Raw genomic sequence first — 15,903 nt, forward strand, 5'->3', positions numbered from 1 at the left:
TGCTTGCTGCTATTCGCCAGCGACGATGTTGACCACCTTGCGGCGGCCCTTCGCACCGAACTCGACGATGCCTGCCGAGAGGGCGAACAGCGTGTCGTCGCCACCGCGGCCCACGAGGGCGCCGGGGTGGAAGTGCGTGCCGCGCTGACGGACGAGGATCTCGCCCGCGCTGACGGTCTGGCCCGCGAAACGCTTCACGCCGAGGCGCTGAGCGTTCGAGTCACGGCCGTTGCGAGTCGAGCTCGCTCCCTTTTTGTGTGCCATTGAAGTCTGCTCCTCGACTTACTTGATGTCGGTGATCTTGATGCGCGTGAGCTCCTGACGGTGGCCCTGACGCTTCTTGTAACCGGTCTTGTTCTTGTACTTCTGGATGACGATCTTCGGGCCGCGGAGGTCGTTGAGGACCTCTGCAGTCACCGTGACCTTAGCGAGCTTCTCTGCGTCACTCGTGATGGTCTCACCGTCGACGAGCAGCACAGCCGGAAGCGTGACGTTGCCCTTCTTGTCGGCAACAACACGGTTCGTGGTGAGCACAGTGCCCACCTCTACCTTCTCCTGCCGTCCACCGGCGCGCACAACTGCGAATACCACTTCAGTACCTTTTCTCCGAGCCCGACAAGGTCGGACGCTGTGTCTTCAAACTCTGGAAGCCCTGCTCGCTGCGGCGAGCTGACTCTGCCCTGCAACCGGGCGAGGGAATGCCAGCACGAATGCAAACGTGCAACAGCGAACCACTTTACCCGGCAGGGTCGGTGCGCGCAAGCGCACCCACCCACTCGACGCTTTCGCGTCCGGTCGCCCTACCCTGCCATCTTACTCGGCAGAGAGCGGCGGCGTCGTGATGCGGCGGCGGCGCGGACGCCCCGAAGCACCCTTGGGCGGCTCAACCGTTGCCGGTTGCGCTGCCTTCGGCGCTGACGTCGTCGGCGCATCCTGAACCTTCTCAGGGGCGGCGGCGGGCGTCGTCACCTCGACCGCGGCGGGGGCCTCGGTCGTTTCGTCTGCTGCAGGCTGCGGCTCACCCTCTGGGGTGACCAGCGCATCCAGCAGCGAGTCGAGTTCACGAAGCGCTGCCGGGTCGGCCTCGCGCTTGGTCTGTGCCGGCTCGGCGCTCTGGGCCGAGTCGAAGTCGAAGAGGTTCTCGCTGGCGCGCGCCTTCCGGTCGTCGCCATCCGACTGCTGCACCGCATTGCGGTCAACCGTCACCGGCTCGCTTGGCGCCTGCTCCGGAGCCTCAGACGATGCGGGAGCCTGAGCATCCGTCTTGGCGCGCCTGCGGCCGCGTCGCGAACGACGCGACTCGCCCTGCTGCCCGGCCTGCTCATCGCCGCCACGCTCGTCGGCGACCGGCGCCTGGCCGCTCACCTGCACGACGGGCTGCTGCTCTTCCGAGGGCTCGCCCTGCTTCTGCCCGGTGAGCGTCGAAGCCGCGATCTTCGAGAGAGCGCCCCGCGCCTCCTCGGTGATGCCGTGCGTCGACGTCGCGGCCGGAGCTGCGACGGCACGAGGAGCCTGCTGCTCACGCTGCTGACCACCGCGGCCCTTGCGGCCGCTCTTCGCGTTGGCGCTGCTGTCAGGCGCTCCCCCACGGTGCTTGAGCACTGGGTCGTGGAAGACGATGACACCCCGGCCAGCGCAGGACTCGCACGGCTCGCTGAACGTCTCGAGCAGGCCGAGACCGAGCTTCTTGCGGGTCATCTGCACGAGCCCGAGGCTCGTCACCTCTGCGACCTGGTGCTTCGTGCGGTCACGGCTCAGGCATTCGATGAGGCGACGCATGACGAGGTCGCGGTTCGATTCGAGCACCATGTCGATGAAGTCGACGACGATGATGCCGCCGATGTCGCGAAGACGCAGCTGGCGGACGACCTCTTCGGCCGCCTCCAGGTTGTTCTTGGTGACCGTCTCCTCGAGGTTGCCGCCGGAGCCGACGAACTTCCCCGTGTTGACGTCGACGACCGTCATCGCCTCGGTGCGGTCGATGACCAGCGAGCCGCCGGACGGCAGCCAGACCTTCCGGTCAAGCGCCTTCTCGATGTGCTCGGTAGCGCGGTACTCGGCGAAGACGTCGCCACCCTGGAACGCCTCGACGCGGTCGACGAGGTCCGGAGCGACCTGGTGCAGGTAGTTCGTGATGGTCTCGAGCTCTTCGCTGCCCTGGATCACGATCTTGTGGAAGTCCTCGTTGAAGACGTCGCGGATGATCTTGACGAGGAGGTCGGGCTCGGAGTGCAGGAGCGCCGGAGCGGGTCCCGCCTCGATGCGCGAGGAGATGTCGGCCCACTGCGCGGTGAGTCGGTTGACGTCGCGCTCGAGCTGATCCTGTGTCGCGCCCTCGGCAGCCGTGCGCACGATGACGCCGACGCCTGCCGGCAGGGTCTCCTTGAGGATCTTCTTGAGGCGTGCGCGCTCCGTGTCCGGCAGCTTGCGGGAGATGCCGTTCATGGAGTTCCCCGGCACGTAGACCAGGTAGCGACCAGGCAGCGACACCTGGCTCGTGAGGCGGGCGCCCTTGTGGCCGATCGGGTCCTTCGTGACCTGGACGAGCACGCGGTCGCCCGGCTTGAGGGCGTTCTCGATGCGACGCGACTTGCCGCCGACCTCAGCAGCGGCCCAGTCGACCTCACCGGAGTAGAGCACGGCGTTGCGGCCGCGCCCGATGTCGATGAAGGCCGCCTCCATGCTCGGGAGCACGTTCTGCACGCGACCGAGGTACACGTTGCCGATGAGCGACGACTCCTGCGAACGCGCGACGTAGTGCTCGACGAGCACCTTGTCCTCGAGCACGCCGATCTGGACGCGGTCGTCCTTGGCGCGGACGAGCATGACGCGGTCGACCGCCTCGCGACGAGCGAGGAACTCGGACTCGGTGATGACCTGGCGGCGACGCCCGCTCTCGCGGCCCTCGCGGCGGCGCTGACGCTTCGCCTCGAGACGCGTGGACCCCTTGATCTTCTGCGGCTCCGTGATGAGCACGGGCTCTTCGACCGGCTGCTCCTCGCGGGACTGACGACGACGCGTCGTCGACTGCTGGCGCTCTGCCGGGGCCTGGCGGCGGTCGTCACGCGACGACTCCCTGGAGCGCTCGCCGCGATCTGAGCGGTCGTTGCGATCTGAGCGGTCGTTGCGGTCGGAACGCTCGCCGCGGTCTGAGCGGTCGTTGCGGTCGGAGCGCTCGCCGCGGTCATGCCTGTCGTAGCGATCGTTCCGGTCGCCGCGCTCCTGGCGCTCGTACGGCTCGTCGTCCTGACGGCGAGCGCGGCCGCGGTCTTCGCGTGGGCTGCGCTCCAGCACCGGGGGCAGATCTGGCTGCAGGAAGAAGAGCGTCGTGGAGGAGATGACGGACGGGACCGACGACGCGGACTCCTCCGTCGACTCCTGCTCCGCTGCGCCTACCTCTGCCGCAGTCGCGGACTCCTGGCCCGTCTCTGCGTCGAACTGCTCATCGGTGGTGTTCTGGTCTGATTCGTTTGTGGTCACCATTTCTGGTGTGCTCCTACTCCGGCGTGGCGCAAAGCGTGCGCCCACCCCTCCGGGCGATGAAGATGCCATGCATCCTCATCGAAAATGGTCTCCGCCCGTTCGGCGGAAAGGTTGTACGTGGTGTGCCGCGGTTGCGGCGATCCTGCCTGCGGCCCGTGCGACGGAGCGTTGCTCTGCTCGTGGCTCGTGCCTGAAAAACTTCGGGTGCCGTGGGACTCTGCCCGGTCGACCTTTCCAGTATCGCACGGCCACCGCATCCAGACCCGATTTCGGCTGTGCGCCCACCGTCAGGGCAGGACCCGCCTATGGTGTGCGATGCCGAGGATGCGCTCGGCGGCCGCGCAGTACCCGGCGAGGAACGCGCTCGCCACGAGCCCGACCGCATCCTCCGTCGGAAGGAAGCGCGGGTGGTGGAGTGTCGGGGCGTAGGCGCCTCCTGGCCCAGGCAGACCTGCCGTCTCGACGCCCGCGAAGCACATGATCGAGGGAACCTCGTCGCAGTAGTACGAGAAGTCGTCGCCGCCGAGCGAGCGCATGGGCTCCGCCCCATCGACACCGAGGCGCGCCAGCCAGTCGTCGGCGTCGGAGGCGAGGTGGGTGTCGTTGATGAGGACGGGCATGTTCTGGTGCATGTGCACGATCGCCTCCGTGCCGTACGCCTCAGCAGTGCGCACCGCGAGGTGCTGCACGGCCGCGAACAGGAGCTCTCGGTCTTTCGGCGCCGTCGTGCGCATCGACGCGAGCAGCCGGGCACTCGAGGGCAGCACGTTCGCCGCGCCCTCACCTGCGGTGAGCGTCCCGACGCTGATCACCGCCGGGTTCATGGGCGAGATCGTGCGACGGACCACCTCGGGGAGTCCGAGCGCGATCTGGGCGACGGCCGCGACGGGGTCGGCCGCCTGGTGCGGGTACGCGCCGTGACCGCCTCGCCCCTGCAGGGAGATCTCGATCTCGTCGGCAGCCGCGTTGATGTAGCCGCCGCCGATGGCGATCGCCCCGCGAGGGACGCCCGGGTGAACGTGCGCGCCGATGACATGCTCGACCTGGAACCGCTCGAGGCCGCCCTCCTGCACGATCTGATGCGCGCCCGAGGGGTAGGTCTCCTCCCGTGGCTGCAGGATCGGCACGAGTCCGACGGGGAGGTCGAGGTGATCCGCGGCCCGGATGAAGGCGACGAGCGCCGCTTGGTGGACGTCGTGCCCGCAGGCGTGCATGGCGCCGTTCGCCGAGGCGAACGGAACCCCGGTGAGCTCGGTCAGGGGCAGCGCATCCAGCTCGGCGCGCACCCCGACGGCGCCCCCGGTTGCCGGGCCGAGGCGCCCGATGCGCCCGGAGTCGGCGATGCGGTGCATCGTGACCCGGTCGCCGAGCTCGGCCTCGAGGCGGGCGGCGGTGTCGTTCTCCTCACCGGAGAGTCGGGGGTCGGCATGGAGCTCCTGACGCAGCCGGACGGCCGCTGGCAGCTCCTCGCGCAGCGCAGCGCGCCACGCAGAGGCCAGCTCGTCGAGCCGCTCGCTGTGTGCCGTCGACGACGATCTCCCAGCCTTCATCCCGTAACTCGCCCCCGAATCGATCATGTCCGACCTGACGGTCCATCTACCGCGAAGCCTACGACTCCGCCGAAGCCCGACCGAGTCGCCCGCCCCTGGAGTCGGTCAGACCGCGAACCAGATGCCGAGCTCGCGCTCGGCGGACTCGACGGAGTCGGAACCGTGCACGATGTTGAGGAGCACGCCGGCGTCCCAGTCACGACCGAGGTCGCCTCGGATCGTGCCAGGCGCGGCAGTCGTGGGGTCGGTCGTGCCGGCAAGCGATCGGAAGCCCTCGATGACGCGGTGGCCCGCGACGCGGATCGCGACGGTTGGCCCTGACTGCATGAACTCGAGGAGGCCCTCGTAGAACGGCTTGCCCTCGTGCTCCGCGTAGTGCTCCGACAGGAGCGCACGGTCTGCGTGGACGAGGCGGATGTCGACGAGCGAGTAGCCCTTCGTCTCGATGCGGCGAAGCACTTCGCCCGTGAGGCCGCGCTGTACGCCGTCCGGCTTGACGAGGACGAGCGTCTCTTCGATGGTTGCCATGGTTCCTCCATTGGTCGTGGTGGTCGGCCCTGTCAGGGGCCAGTTCGTTCGGTGAATGCGTGCTGGTCAGCTGGTCAGCTGCTCGGTGGGTCGTTCTGCTCCGTGATAGGCATCCCGTCGGCGCCGATCTCACCCGCCGCGAGGCGACGGTTGTACTCGGCGATGATCGGAGCCCGCTGCCGGTCGATCTGGCCGCCCTTCCACATGAAGTACGTCCAGGATGCGAGGAACAGCGCCCCGACCACGAACATACCGGGGTGGAGGAAACCGGCGGCGACGAGCAGGATCTGCACGGCCCACCCGAGCCAGATGCCCCACTCGTACCTGAGCAGCCCGATGGTGACGACGATGAGCAGGGCGAAGGTGAGGCCGAGCGCAAACGCTGGAATGGGCTCGAGCACGCGCATCCCGAACACCAGCAGCGTACCGAGGAAGACGACGAAGAGCTCGAAGCCCAGGAAGATGGAGCCGATGACCTCGCGGATGCTGCGCTGACGGGGCAGCCGGCCGCTGTTGCGCCGACTCACGACTCCTGCGCCCAGCCTTCGTCGCGCGAGAGGGTGAGCGCCGTGCCGATGAGCGTGACGGAGCCCGTGATGAGCACCGCGGCGTTCCTGCCGTCCTCTGCGCCCTCGGCGAGGAGATCGAGGGCGATCTCGCGGGCTCGCTCGATGGCGTCCTCGGCTCGCTCGAGCACCTCGGGCTCGCCGCCGGTGACCTCGCGCACGATGTCGCCGAGTTCCTCAGCGTCGATGGCACGCACCGAGTCGGACTGGGTGACGACGAAGCGCTCCGCGATGGGCTGCAGGGCACGGACGATGCCGGCCGCGTCCTTGTCTGCTAGGACTCCGAGCACCACGACGACGCGCGAGAAGTCGAACGACTCGGTCACGGCCCTCGCGAGCGCCTCGGCGCCGTGCGGGTTGTGGGCGGCGTCGATGAGCATGGGCGGGGTGACGCCGATGCGCTCGAGGCGACCCGGCGACTTCACCTCGACGAACGCCGCCTCGACGAGCTCATCGCGCAGGCTCCGGTTCGCGCCGAAGAATGCCTCGACGGCAGCGAGTGCGACGGCAGCGTTGTGCGCCTGGTACTCACCGTCCAGCGGCAGCAGCAGGTCCTCGTACGTGCCAGCGACGCCGCGAACCGTCACGAGGCGTCCGCCGACGGCCAGCTGGTTGGTGACGACGGAGAAGTCCTTCGGCTCGGCGTACAGGTGCGCTTCGGACATCTCGGCGGCACGCGTGATCTCCGCGAGCACCTCGGTCTGCTGCTCTGCGGTGACGACGCGTGCGGCGGGCTTGATGATGCCGGCCTTGGTGCGCGCGATCTCCGAGAGCGTCCTGCCGAGTCGCTGCGTGTGGTCGAGCGCGATGGGCGTGAAGACGGCGACCTCGCCGTCGGCGACGTTCGTGGAGTCCCACTCACCTCCCATGCCCACCTCGACCACCGCGACATCCACGGGCGCGTCGGCGAAGCACGCGTAGGCGAGCACCGTGAGCGCCTCGAAGAACGTGAGGCGCGGCTCTCCCGCTGCCTCGAGCTCCGCATCCACGATCGAGAGGAAGGGCGTGATGTCCTCCCAGTTCGCGACGAGTCGCTCGTCGCTGATGGGACTCCCGTCGACGGCGATGCGCTCGTTGATGCGCTCGAGGTGCGGACTCGTGAGGAGGCCAGTGCGCAGGCCGTGGGCGCGCAGCACGGTCTCGATGATGCGTGCGGTCGAGCTCTTGCCGTTGGTGCCAGTGAGGTGGATGACCGGGTACGCCGTGTGCACGTCTCCCAGGAGCTCGACGGCGCGCCTCGTCGCGTGGAGTCGCGGCTCTGGGGCCGCCTCCCCCACGCGCTCCATGAGCTCGTCGAAGACACGCTCGCCTTCGCTGGCCCAGTCGGTGCCCTCGAGGAGCGTTCGCTCGTCTTCCTCGCGCTCCGTCAGGACCTCGTCCTCATCGTCGGAGAGCGCCGGCGTGAACGTCTCGGCGATGTCCCTCGGCTCGAGCTCGAAGTCGCCGGATGCGTCCAAGGCCTCCGATTCGCCGGACTGCTCTTCCCAGTCGCCGGAATCCTGCTGGTCGCGTTCGCTCACGCCACTACCTCCACGTCGATCTCAAGGGCACCATACGTGTCCGCGCTCACCTCGTCGTCAGCCGGCGACGCGAGTCCGCCGGTGACCTGGAACTCCACCGCGAGGGTCTCCCCCGAGATGAGCTCCCGGTGCGCCTCGATGGCGGCGACCGACGCGTCGTCGGCGCGCAGGGCGAGGCGGATGCGGTCGGAGACCTCGAGCCCTGCCTCCTTGCGTGCATCCTGGACCGCACGCACGACGTCGCGCGCGAGGCCCTCTGCGGCGAGCTCCGCACTCACGTTCGTGTCGAGCACGAGGATGCCGCCGCTCGGCAGCAGGGTGATGGCCCGGTCGTCGCTCTCGCCTGCGGTGACGAGCTTGACCTCGTACTCACCCGCCTCGAGCTGCAGTCCGCCGGCCGTGACGACGCCATCGACCTCGCTCCAGTCTCCGGACTTCGAGGCCTTGATCGCCAGCTGCACCTGCTTGCCGAGGCGCGGGCCGGCGGCGCGCGCGTTGACCTGCAGGACGCGGTCGATGCCGTACTTGGCCTCGGACTCGGCGACGAAGCGCTCGAACTCGACGGACTTCACGTTGAGCTCGTCGCGGAGGATGCTCGCGAAGGGCTCGAGCGCATCCGTGTCCGGCGCGACGACGGTGAGGCTCGCGAGTGGGAGGCGCACCCGGCGCCCGGCCTGCTTGCGAAGGGACAGCGCTGAGCTCGTGACGCGGCGGACCGCATCCATCGAGTCTACGAGCGCCTGATCGCTCGGGAACGCCGACGCGTCCGGCCAGTCGGTGAGGTGCACGCTGCGGCCGCCCGTGAGCCCGCGCCACACCGTCTCGGAGATGAGCGGCGTGAGCGGCGCGGCGACGCGCGTGAGCGTCTCGAGCACGGTGTAGAGCGTGTCGAACGCCTCGGTGCTCGTGGCGTCGTCGGTCACTCCCCGCCAGAAGCGGTCGCGCGAGCGACGCACGTACCAGTTGGTGAGCACGTCGCCGAAGTCGCGGAGGCGCGATGCGGCGGTCGTCGAGTCAAGTGCCTCGAGGTCTGCCTGCACCTCGGAGACGAGCACGCCCAGCTTGGCGAGGATGTACTGATCGAGCACGTCGCTCGAGTCGGTGCGGAACGTCGCCTCGTACGCCTCAGTCGAGCCGACCGCGGTGTTCGCGTAGGTCGTGAAGAAGTAGTACGTCGACCACAGCGGCAGGAGGAACTGGCGGACGCCCTCGCGGATCGTCTCCTCGGTCACGATGAGATTCCCGCCGCGCAGCACGGGGCTCGCCATGAGGAACCAGCGCATGGCATCCGACCCGTCCCGGTCGAACACCTCCTGCACGTCCGGGTAGTTGCGGAGGCTCTTCGACATCTTGCGACCGTCGTTGCCGAGCACGATGCCGTGGCTCACGACCCGCTTGAACGCGGGACGGTGAAAGAGCGCCGTCGAGAGCACGTGCATGACGTAGAACCAGCCGCGCGTCTGCCCGATGTACTCGACGATGAAGTCGGCGGGCGCGTGCGAGTCGAACCACTCGCGGTTCTCGAACGGGTAGTGCACCTGCGCGTACGGCATGGAGCCGGAGTCGAACCACACGTCGAGCACGTCGGGGATGCGCCGCATCGTGGATGCGCCGGTCGGGTCGTCCGGGTTCGGGCGCGTGAGCTCGTCGATGAACGGGCGGTGGAGGTCGGTCGGGCGCACCCCGAAGTCTCGCTCGATGTCGTCGAGCGATCCGTAGACGTCGATGCGCGGGTAGTCGGGGTTGTCGCTCTTCCACACCGGGATGGGGCTGCCCCAGTACCGGTTGCGGCTGATCGACCAGTCGCGGGCCCCTTCGAGCCACTTGCCGAACTGGCCGTCTTTGACGTTGTCCGGCACCCAATCGATCTGCTGGTTGAGTTCGACGAGCTCGTCGCGGAACTGCGTGACGCGCACGAACCAGCTCGAGACGGCCTTGTAGATGAGGGGCTTGCGGCAGCGCCAGCAGTGCGGGTAGGAGTGCTCGTAGCTGGCCTGCTTGAACAGCCGACCGTCGGCCCGCAGGAGCTGGGTGAGCGGCTTGTTGGCATCGAAGACCTGCAGACCCGCGACGGGCTCGACGGCTGAGAGGAACTTGCCGCCCTCGTCGACGGAGAGGATCGTGGGGATGCCGGCGGCGTCGCTGAGCACCTTGTCGTCCTCACCGTAGGCGGGGGCCTGGTGCACGATGCCGGTGCCGTCGCTCGTGGTGACGTAGTCGCCGAGCAGGAACTGCCACGCGTTCTGCGTGCCGTAGGTCTCGGTGTCGGCGTAGAAGTCCCACAGGCGCTGGTATCGGACGCCGGCGAGCTCGGCGCCCTTGAGGGTGCGGCTGGTCGCGGCGGCCGCGTCCTCCGCGCTCTCGTAGCCGAGCTCCTTTGCGTGGGCGGCGATGCGTGCGCTGGCGAGCAGGAAGGAGCCCGCGCCCGTCTCCGCGCCGTCTGCCGCGCCGAGCGGGCCAGCTGGTACGACGGCGTAGTCGATCTCGGGGCCGACCGCGAGGGCCAGGTTGGTCGGGAGCGTCCACGGGGTCGTCGTCCAGGCGAGCGCATTCACGCCGGCGAGGCCGAGCGCATCCGCCCGTTCCCCCTCGAGCGGGAAGGTGACGGTGACGGTCTGGTCCTGACGCATCTGGTAGACGTCGTCGTCCATGCGCAGCTCGTGGTTGGACAGGGGCGTCTCGTCGTTCCAGCAGTACGGCAGCACGCGGAAGCCCTCGTAGGCGAGGCCGTCGTCGTACAGCTTCTTGAAGGCCCAGAGCACCGACTCCATGTAGGAGATGTCGAGCGTCTTGTAGTCGTTCTCGAAGTCGACCCAGCGGGCCTGGCGGGTGACGTACTCCTGCCACTCGCGCGTGTACTTGAGCACCGACTCGCGGGCGGCGTCGTTGAACGTGTCGATGCCCATGGCCTCGATCTCGGCCTTCGACTGGATGCCGAGCTGGCGCATGGCCTCGAGCTCGGCGGGCAGGCCGTGCGTGTCCCAGCCGAAGCGGCGGTGCACCTGGCGGCCGCGCATCGTGAAGTAGCGGGGGAAGACGTCCTTCGCATACCCGGTGAGGAGGTGCCCGTAGTGCGGGAGGCCGTTCGCGAAGGGAGGGCCGTCGTAGAAGACCCACTCCTCGGCGCCCTCGCGCTGGTCGATGGAAGCCTGGAAGGTGCCGTCTTCTCGCCAGAAGTCGAGCACCCGCTCTTCGAGGCGCGGGAACGACGGTGAGGCGGCGATGCTGTCTCTTGTCGAGCTGGCGGGATCGGCGGCTGGTCCGAACGAGGCCTTCGGGTAGCTCATGCGGTGGAACTCCTGGCAGTAAGTGGATGTGCTTGGTCTGCTTCAGGGACGCCTTCCGGCGCGGTACCACCCCGATTGCGCGCTCCCCCGGATTATGCTCCGGAGGCGCTCGCCACTCGTTCCGGGCTGTGACGGGCCCTCCCGACCGGTTCTACTTGGCCTGCGCTCCTCGAGAGGCTCGCTCACCGTTCTTCCGGGGACTCCCCGCTGATGGGCGGATCACAGTCATGCTGTGAACATCGTACGCGCCTGGGCAGGCTGCGCGAAACGGACAGGCCAGGCTCAAGGGAAGGCTGTGTACGCTCGCCTCTTCTGGATTCACCGACGGACGGCACCCAACGCATGCTCACCTCTCACCTCTCCAAGCTCGCAGCGACCAGCATCTTCGCGACCATCGCGCTCACCGGCTGCTCAGCGCTCGGCGGAGGGGAGACGGCGACTCCGTCGCCCTCGGCTTCGACGACGACCGAGGCCACGACGGCTGACGGTGGCGGAACCTGCGCGGACGTGCAGGCCGAGATCGATTCGATCAGCACGAGCGTCCAGGGCATCGCCGACCAGGTGCCCGGTGACATCCCCGGAGCCGTCGCGACGCTCGCGACCATAGGTGCCAGCCTCACGACGCTGCAGCAGAGCGTCACGGACCCCGACCTCAAGACGCACGTCGACACGCTCGTCACCGAGGTGACAGAGCTGCAGACGACAGCTGGGGAGCTCGCGAACGGCGAGGGTGGCTTCGCGGCCGCCGCGAGCATCCTCACGCAGCTCGGCGAAGTCGAGTCTGCCCTCTCGTCGCTGACGGCCTACTGCGAGCTGCAGACGAGCTAGAGGAACCGGAGGGCTTCGCTGAGCCCCGGGTCAGCGGTGTCGATGTCCGTGGTGTGCGCTTGGCGGACAACGCGATCACCGGGAAGCTCCGGCATCAGACGGACGACTCGCTCGATCCCAGGAGTGTCGGCGGCACATGCCATAGTCGTGGAATGTTGCACCGGACCTGGAATTGGCGAGAGATGCGCGATTTCGATGAGATCGCCGATGAGCAGCTCGGTACCAAAGAGAAGTTCTGGGCCTACGACAAAAGTGGACAGCAGTGGCTCATCAAGTTCGCGCGAGGTCGCGGCCCTGAGACCCGAGGAGAGGATTGGGCCGAATGGGTCGTGCAGCACCTAGCGGAGGATGTAGGTATTCCGCATGCGGAGATCCTGCCAGTGCGGCACGAACACCGGAGGGCCATCGCCTCGCGAAACGTTCTCCGAGAGGATTCGTCGCAACGTCTCGTCCTCGGCAACGGGCTTCTCAGTGAAATCAGTTCGGGATACGAGGAGGAAATCGGTCGCCGGAACCCGGGATATAGCGTGCCGGCGATCAAGCAGGCGCTGTCTGCAGTCGACCAGCCCATCAGCTTCGTGGGTCCCGGCGAGCTCACTGGCTTCGATGTGTTCACCGGCTATTTGCTCCTCGATGCATGGGTTTCAGGCCGGGACCGACATCACGAGAACTGGGCGATCATCGACGAGAGCGGGAGACGGACCCTCTCACCGAGCTATGACCACGGCAACGCGCTCGGATTTCAGGAGCGGGACTCGAAGCGCGAGCGATGTCTCGAAGTTGAGTGCGTGTTCGCCAAGTGGATCGACAGGGGGACAAGTCCACACTTCGTGGGAAAACCGACGCTGGTCAAAGTCGCCTCCGACGCCCTTGCGCTGGCGACGCCAGCTGCGCACCAGCACTGGCGCTCGAAGTTCTCGAGCATAGACTTGCGATCAGTGGAGGCCGTCATCGACTCGGTGCCACGAGACGTAATGTCCGAGGTCACGGCTAGTTTCACGAAACAACTGCTGCAGAGGAACTTGGGGAGGTTGCATGATGCTCTCGGTCGCTTCGACTGACGTGTCCGAGCATCCTGCTGCTGTGACGCGTGAGCTCCTCCTCATCTGGCAGAACCCGAAGACTCGGAAGTTCCGCATCGCCGGTTCCCTGACTTACTCCGCGGACACGGGTTACAGCTTCCGGTATCAGCCCATGATCGCGTCAGACCCGGACTTCTTCCCTCTTGCCGAGTATCCAGATCTCGAGCACGAGTATGTAGCCGCGCATCTGCCCCCTTTCTTCGCGAACCGAGTCATGTCCACCAGACGCGGCTCCTACTCCCAGTACCTCGATTGGATGGGACTCGACGCCAGCGCCGCCGATCTCCCCATTGAACTCCTGGTCCGAACGGGAGCGTCGAAGGCAACCGACACCTTCCACATCGTCGAGAAACCTGCCAGGAGCGCGACTACGTTCACGAGCCGGTTCTTCGTGTCCGGAATACGCCACCAGCCCGGTGCCGAAGTGACGATTGGGGAGATTCAATCGGGCGAGGAGCTGCAACTTCAGCCTGAACCGGACAACCCTATGAACCCAGACGCACACATCGTGCTGCGGTCGCACGACGAACGGATCGGGTGGGTTCCCGACTGGCTCTGCGGTGAGGTTGCGGCCATGGCCGCGGACGGCTGGTCGTACCGGGTGATCGCTGAGCAGGTGAACCCGAATGCCCCCGCGCACATTCGCGTGCTGTGTCGCCTCGAGGCCGAACGCCTCCAGCGGTAGCCACAGGCCTACTCGGCCGAGTACGCCCGGAAGATCGGGGCGCTCGCCTCGTCCACGACTCTCGAGAAGCTGCCCCGGGTGGGCCCCTCCTCGATCCAGAACACGGTCGCGGCGATGGTCGCCGAGATGATGGACCCTGCGCAGACGGTGCGCTGCAGCCACCCCAGCCCCGGCTCCGCTCGGGCAAGGAAGTCCATGAGCGCCGCCTGCTGGGCCAGCGCGCGCTTCGTGCCAGTCGCGGCGAGGTCTGCGCTCGTGCCTGCCACGCTGCGCAGCGAGCCCGCCCAGCGGACGGTCTCGGGCTGCACCGTGTCGGCGATCTCGAGCAGCACCTTCCGGAGCGTCGCGAGGCCTTCTTCCCTCTTCGGGGCACCGCGCGCGACGAGCTCGGTCGCGGCTGCCTCGAGCCGCGGAGGAACCTCGGCGAGGAGCGGGTCGAGACCGACCCACAGCACGTCGGCCTTCGCTGTGAAGTAGTTGAAGAACGAGCTCCTCGCGACGCCGGCACGGCGGGCGATGTCGCTCGCGCTCGTCTGCTCGTAGCCCTGCTCGAGGAACAGCTCGAGGGCGGCCTCTTCGAGCGTCTCGCGACTCGACGCGGAGGGTCGGCCTCGACGCGCGACCCGTTCCTCGTGCTCCGTCATCATCTTCTCATTTCTGCATGGTGTTCAAATAAGCAGTTACACTCTCCGAGTGCCAGCATCAGCCACCCGCCGCGCGGCGAAGCCCATCGCGCTCCTCGCCCTCGCCGCAGCCCTCATCGTGCCACTTGCCGCATGCTCCAGCGAGGCGACCTCGTCGGACCAGCCGCAAACCCTCAGGTACGCCTCGGGAGACGCTGAGCCCACGTGCCTCGACCCGCACGTCGGAGGCAACTGGCCCCAGGCGATCCTCGCGAACCAGTTCCTGGAGTCGCTCTTCTCGAAGAACGACGCAGGGGAGATCATCCCATGGCTCGCAACGGGAGCCGAAGCGTCCGACGACCAGCTGAGCTGGACGATCACCCTCAAGGAGGGCGTGAGCTTCACCGACGGCACCCCGTTCGACGCGGACGCCGTCGTCGCGAACGTCGAGCACATCAAGGACCCCGAGACCGCCTCGTCGACGGCCATCCTCGCCCTCGGGAAGGTCTCCGAAGCGGTCGCGGTCGACGAGCGCACCGTGCGCTTCGACCTCAGCGAGCCCGACAGCGCGCTCCTGGAGTCGCTCGCACAGACCTGGCTGGCCATCGAGTCCCCCGCAGGGCTCGAGCGCGGGGCGGAGGAGAACTGCCTTGCCCCGATCGGCACCGGCGCCTTCCAGGTCGCGTCGTGGGAGAAGCAGTCCCAGGTCGTGCTGACGCGCAACGAGAACCACACGACAGCGCCGGAAGACGGCGTGACGAGCGAGGGCCAGCCCGGCGCGACGGTCGGCACCATCGAGTGGAAGTTCATCCCGGACGCCGCCACCCGCCTCGCCGCGCTCCAGTCCGACCAGGTCGACATCATCGACTCCGTGCAGCCGGATGCGCTCTCGCAGTTCCAGGCGAACGGCGCGGAGGAGACGCTCATCGGCGCCCGCCCCGGTGTGACGGCCCGCATCGAGCTCAACACGACGCGCGCGCCCTTCGACGACCCCAAGGTGCGCGAGGCGTTCGCCGCCTCGGCCGACATCGACGCTGCGGTCGAGTCGCTCTACTTCGGAACCCTCGACCGGTCGACCTCGGTGCTCTCGAGCGCAACACCCTTCGCGACCTCGCACCCGGACTCCTTCGGGTTCGACGCGGCACGCGCATCCACGCTGCTCGACGAGGCCGGATGGACCGAGCGCGACGCCGACGGCGTCCGCACGAAGAACGGCGAGCGCCTCGAGGTCGCGTTCCCGGTCTCCACGAACCAGTCGATCCCGGCCGAGATCTCCGTGCTCGAGCAGATCGCAGCGACGAGCGCCGAGGTGGGCTTCGATGTGCGGCTCGAGCTGCTCGATCTCTCGACCTGGTACGAGCGCAGCGGCACGTGGGAGTTCGACGCCATCGTCGCGCCGTACTCGAAGAACTCCGCCGATGTGCTCCGCATCGTCTACTCGACCGACAGCATCACCCCCGCCCCGAGCGGCTACCACGCCAACAACACCGGCCTCTCGCTGCCGGCGCTCGACGCGGCGCTCGACGCGGCCGCGAAGACGAGCGACGACGCCGAGCGCGAACGGCTCTACGGCGAGGCACAGCAGCTCATCATCGACAGCGGCACCGTCATCCCGCTCTACGACCAGACGGTGCAATTCGCCTACGGCGCCAACGTGCACGGCTTCCGCCTCCAGCCGAACGTCAACGTGCCCTCGCTCGTGAACGTCACCATCGAGTAGCTGGGCCACGACTGAGCACGGCGCACGAGAC

At 67.8% G+C, this 15,903-nt stretch carries 13 protein-coding genes; 4 read left to right on the plus strand and 9 right to left on the minus strand.

Going from position 1 to position 15,903, the window contains the following annotated elements; translation table 11 throughout:
- Window positions 1–9: 9 nt before the first annotated feature.
- The 8 genes from rpmA to ileS form a co-directional block, all read right to left on the minus strand.
- On the minus strand, window positions 10–264 hold the full coding sequence (gene rpmA / locus GV007_RS00490; protein ID WP_068481308.1) for a 50S ribosomal protein L27: 255 nt from the start codon (window positions 262–264) through the stop codon (window positions 10–12).
- Window positions 265–282: 18 nt separating this feature from the next.
- On the minus strand, window positions 283–591 hold the full coding sequence (rplU, locus tag GV007_RS00495; protein ID WP_068481311.1) for a 50S ribosomal protein L21: 309 nt from the start codon (window positions 589–591) through the stop codon (window positions 283–285).
- Between the two features lie 222 nt (window positions 592–813).
- Window positions 814–3,483, minus strand: a complete 2,670-nt coding sequence (locus tag GV007_RS00500) for an Rne/Rng family ribonuclease (protein WP_160070544.1) — start codon at window positions 3,481–3,483, stop codon at window positions 814–816.
- Between the two features lie 287 nt (window positions 3,484–3,770).
- Entirely contained in the window at window positions 3,771–5,060 is a 1,290-nt protein-coding gene (locus tag GV007_RS00505) for a M20 metallopeptidase family protein (RefSeq protein ID WP_236558221.1), read from the minus strand.
- A 78-nt stretch (window positions 5,061–5,138) separates the two neighbouring features.
- Window positions 5,139–5,561 (minus strand): nucleoside-diphosphate kinase, encoded by a 423-nt coding sequence (gene ndk / locus GV007_RS00510; protein ID WP_160070545.1) that lies wholly within the window; start codon window positions 5,559–5,561, stop codon window positions 5,139–5,141.
- A 74-nt stretch (window positions 5,562–5,635) separates the two neighbouring features.
- Window positions 5,636–6,088 carry a DUF4233 domain-containing protein gene (locus GV007_RS00515; protein ID WP_236558222.1) on the minus strand — a complete coding sequence of 151 codons (453 nt, stop codon included), beginning with the start codon at window positions 6,086–6,088 and terminating at the stop codon, window positions 5,636–5,638.
- Window positions 6,085–7,647, minus strand: a complete 1,563-nt coding sequence (locus GV007_RS00520; RefSeq protein WP_328809406.1) for a bifunctional folylpolyglutamate synthase/dihydrofolate synthase — start codon at window positions 7,645–7,647, stop codon at window positions 6,085–6,087. Before GV007_RS00520 ends, GV007_RS00515 begins: the two co-directional genes overlap by 4 nt.
- Complete coding sequence (gene ileS / locus GV007_RS00525; RefSeq protein ID WP_160070546.1) at window positions 7,644–10,934, minus strand: isoleucine--tRNA ligase; 3,291 nt, start codon at window positions 10,932–10,934, stop codon at window positions 7,644–7,646. The genes GV007_RS00520 and ileS overlap by 4 nt, the downstream gene beginning before the upstream one ends.
- Before the next feature lie 342 nt (window positions 10,935–11,276).
- On the opposite strand from ileS, the gene GV007_RS00530 reads away from it, so the two are divergent.
- The 3 genes from GV007_RS00530 (at window position 11,277) to GV007_RS00540 (ending at window position 13,529) form a co-directional block, all read left to right on the plus strand.
- On the plus strand, window positions 11,277–11,762 hold the full coding sequence (locus tag GV007_RS00530) for a hypothetical protein (RefSeq protein ID WP_160070547.1): 486 nt from the start codon (window positions 11,277–11,279) through the stop codon (window positions 11,760–11,762).
- Window positions 11,763–11,944: 182 nt separating this feature from the next.
- Window positions 11,945–12,823 (plus strand): hypothetical protein, encoded by an 879-nt coding sequence (locus tag GV007_RS00535; protein WP_160070548.1) that lies wholly within the window; start codon window positions 11,945–11,947, stop codon window positions 12,821–12,823.
- A gap of 22 nt (window positions 12,824–12,845) precedes the next feature.
- Window positions 12,846–13,529 (plus strand): HIRAN domain-containing protein, encoded by a 684-nt coding sequence (locus tag GV007_RS00540; protein WP_160070549.1) that lies wholly within the window; start codon window positions 12,846–12,848, stop codon window positions 13,527–13,529.
- A gap of 8 nt (window positions 13,530–13,537) precedes the next feature.
- Here GV007_RS00540 and GV007_RS00545 read toward each other — a convergent pair whose 3' ends face one another.
- Window positions 13,538–14,173: a TetR/AcrR family transcriptional regulator gene (locus GV007_RS00545; RefSeq protein ID WP_160070550.1), complete on the minus strand. Its 636-nt coding sequence runs from the start codon at window positions 14,171–14,173 to the stop codon at window positions 13,538–13,540.
- A 49-nt stretch (window positions 14,174–14,222) separates the two neighbouring features.
- Here GV007_RS00545 and GV007_RS00550 point away from each other — a divergent pair, with 49 nt between their 5' ends.
- Entirely contained in the window at window positions 14,223–15,872 is a 1,650-nt protein-coding gene (locus tag GV007_RS00550; RefSeq protein WP_160070551.1) for an ABC transporter substrate-binding protein, read from the plus strand.
- The last annotated feature ends 31 nt before the right edge of the window (window positions 15,873–15,903 follow it).

The organism is Pseudoclavibacter sp. 8L, assembly GCF_902506465.1.
Lineage (GTDB): Bacteria > Actinomycetota > Actinomycetes > Actinomycetales > Microbacteriaceae > Pseudoclavibacter.

What these genes read in the sequence shown, in the direction of transcription:
- GV007_RS00535 (WP_160070548.1), top strand. Translation starts at nt 11,945, where the DNA reads ATGCGCGATTTCGATGAGATCGCCGATGAGCAGCTCGGTACCAAAGAG.
- GV007_RS00545 (WP_160070550.1), bottom strand. Translation starts at nt 14,173, where the DNA reads ATGACGGAGCACGAGGAACGGGTCGCGCGTCGAGGCCGACCCTCCGCG.
- GV007_RS00500 (WP_160070544.1), bottom strand. Translation starts at nt 3,483, where the DNA reads ATGGTGACCACAAACGAATCAGACCAGAACACCACCGATGAGCAGTTC.
- rpmA (WP_068481308.1), bottom strand. Translation starts at nt 264, where the DNA reads ATGGCACACAAAAAGGGAGCGAGCTCGACTCGCAACGGCCGTGACTCG.
- ndk (WP_160070545.1), bottom strand. Translation starts at nt 5,561, where the DNA reads ATGGCAACCATCGAAGAGACGCTCGTCCTCGTCAAGCCGGACGGCGTA.
- GV007_RS00530 (WP_160070547.1), top strand. Translation starts at nt 11,277, where the DNA reads ATGCTCACCTCTCACCTCTCCAAGCTCGCAGCGACCAGCATCTTCGCG.
- GV007_RS00505 (WP_236558221.1), bottom strand. Translation starts at nt 5,060, where the DNA reads ATGATCGATTCGGGGGCGAGTTACGGGATGAAGGCTGGGAGATCGTCG.
- ileS (WP_160070546.1), bottom strand. Translation starts at nt 10,934, where the DNA reads ATGAGCTACCCGAAGGCCTCGTTCGGACCAGCCGCCGATCCCGCCAGC.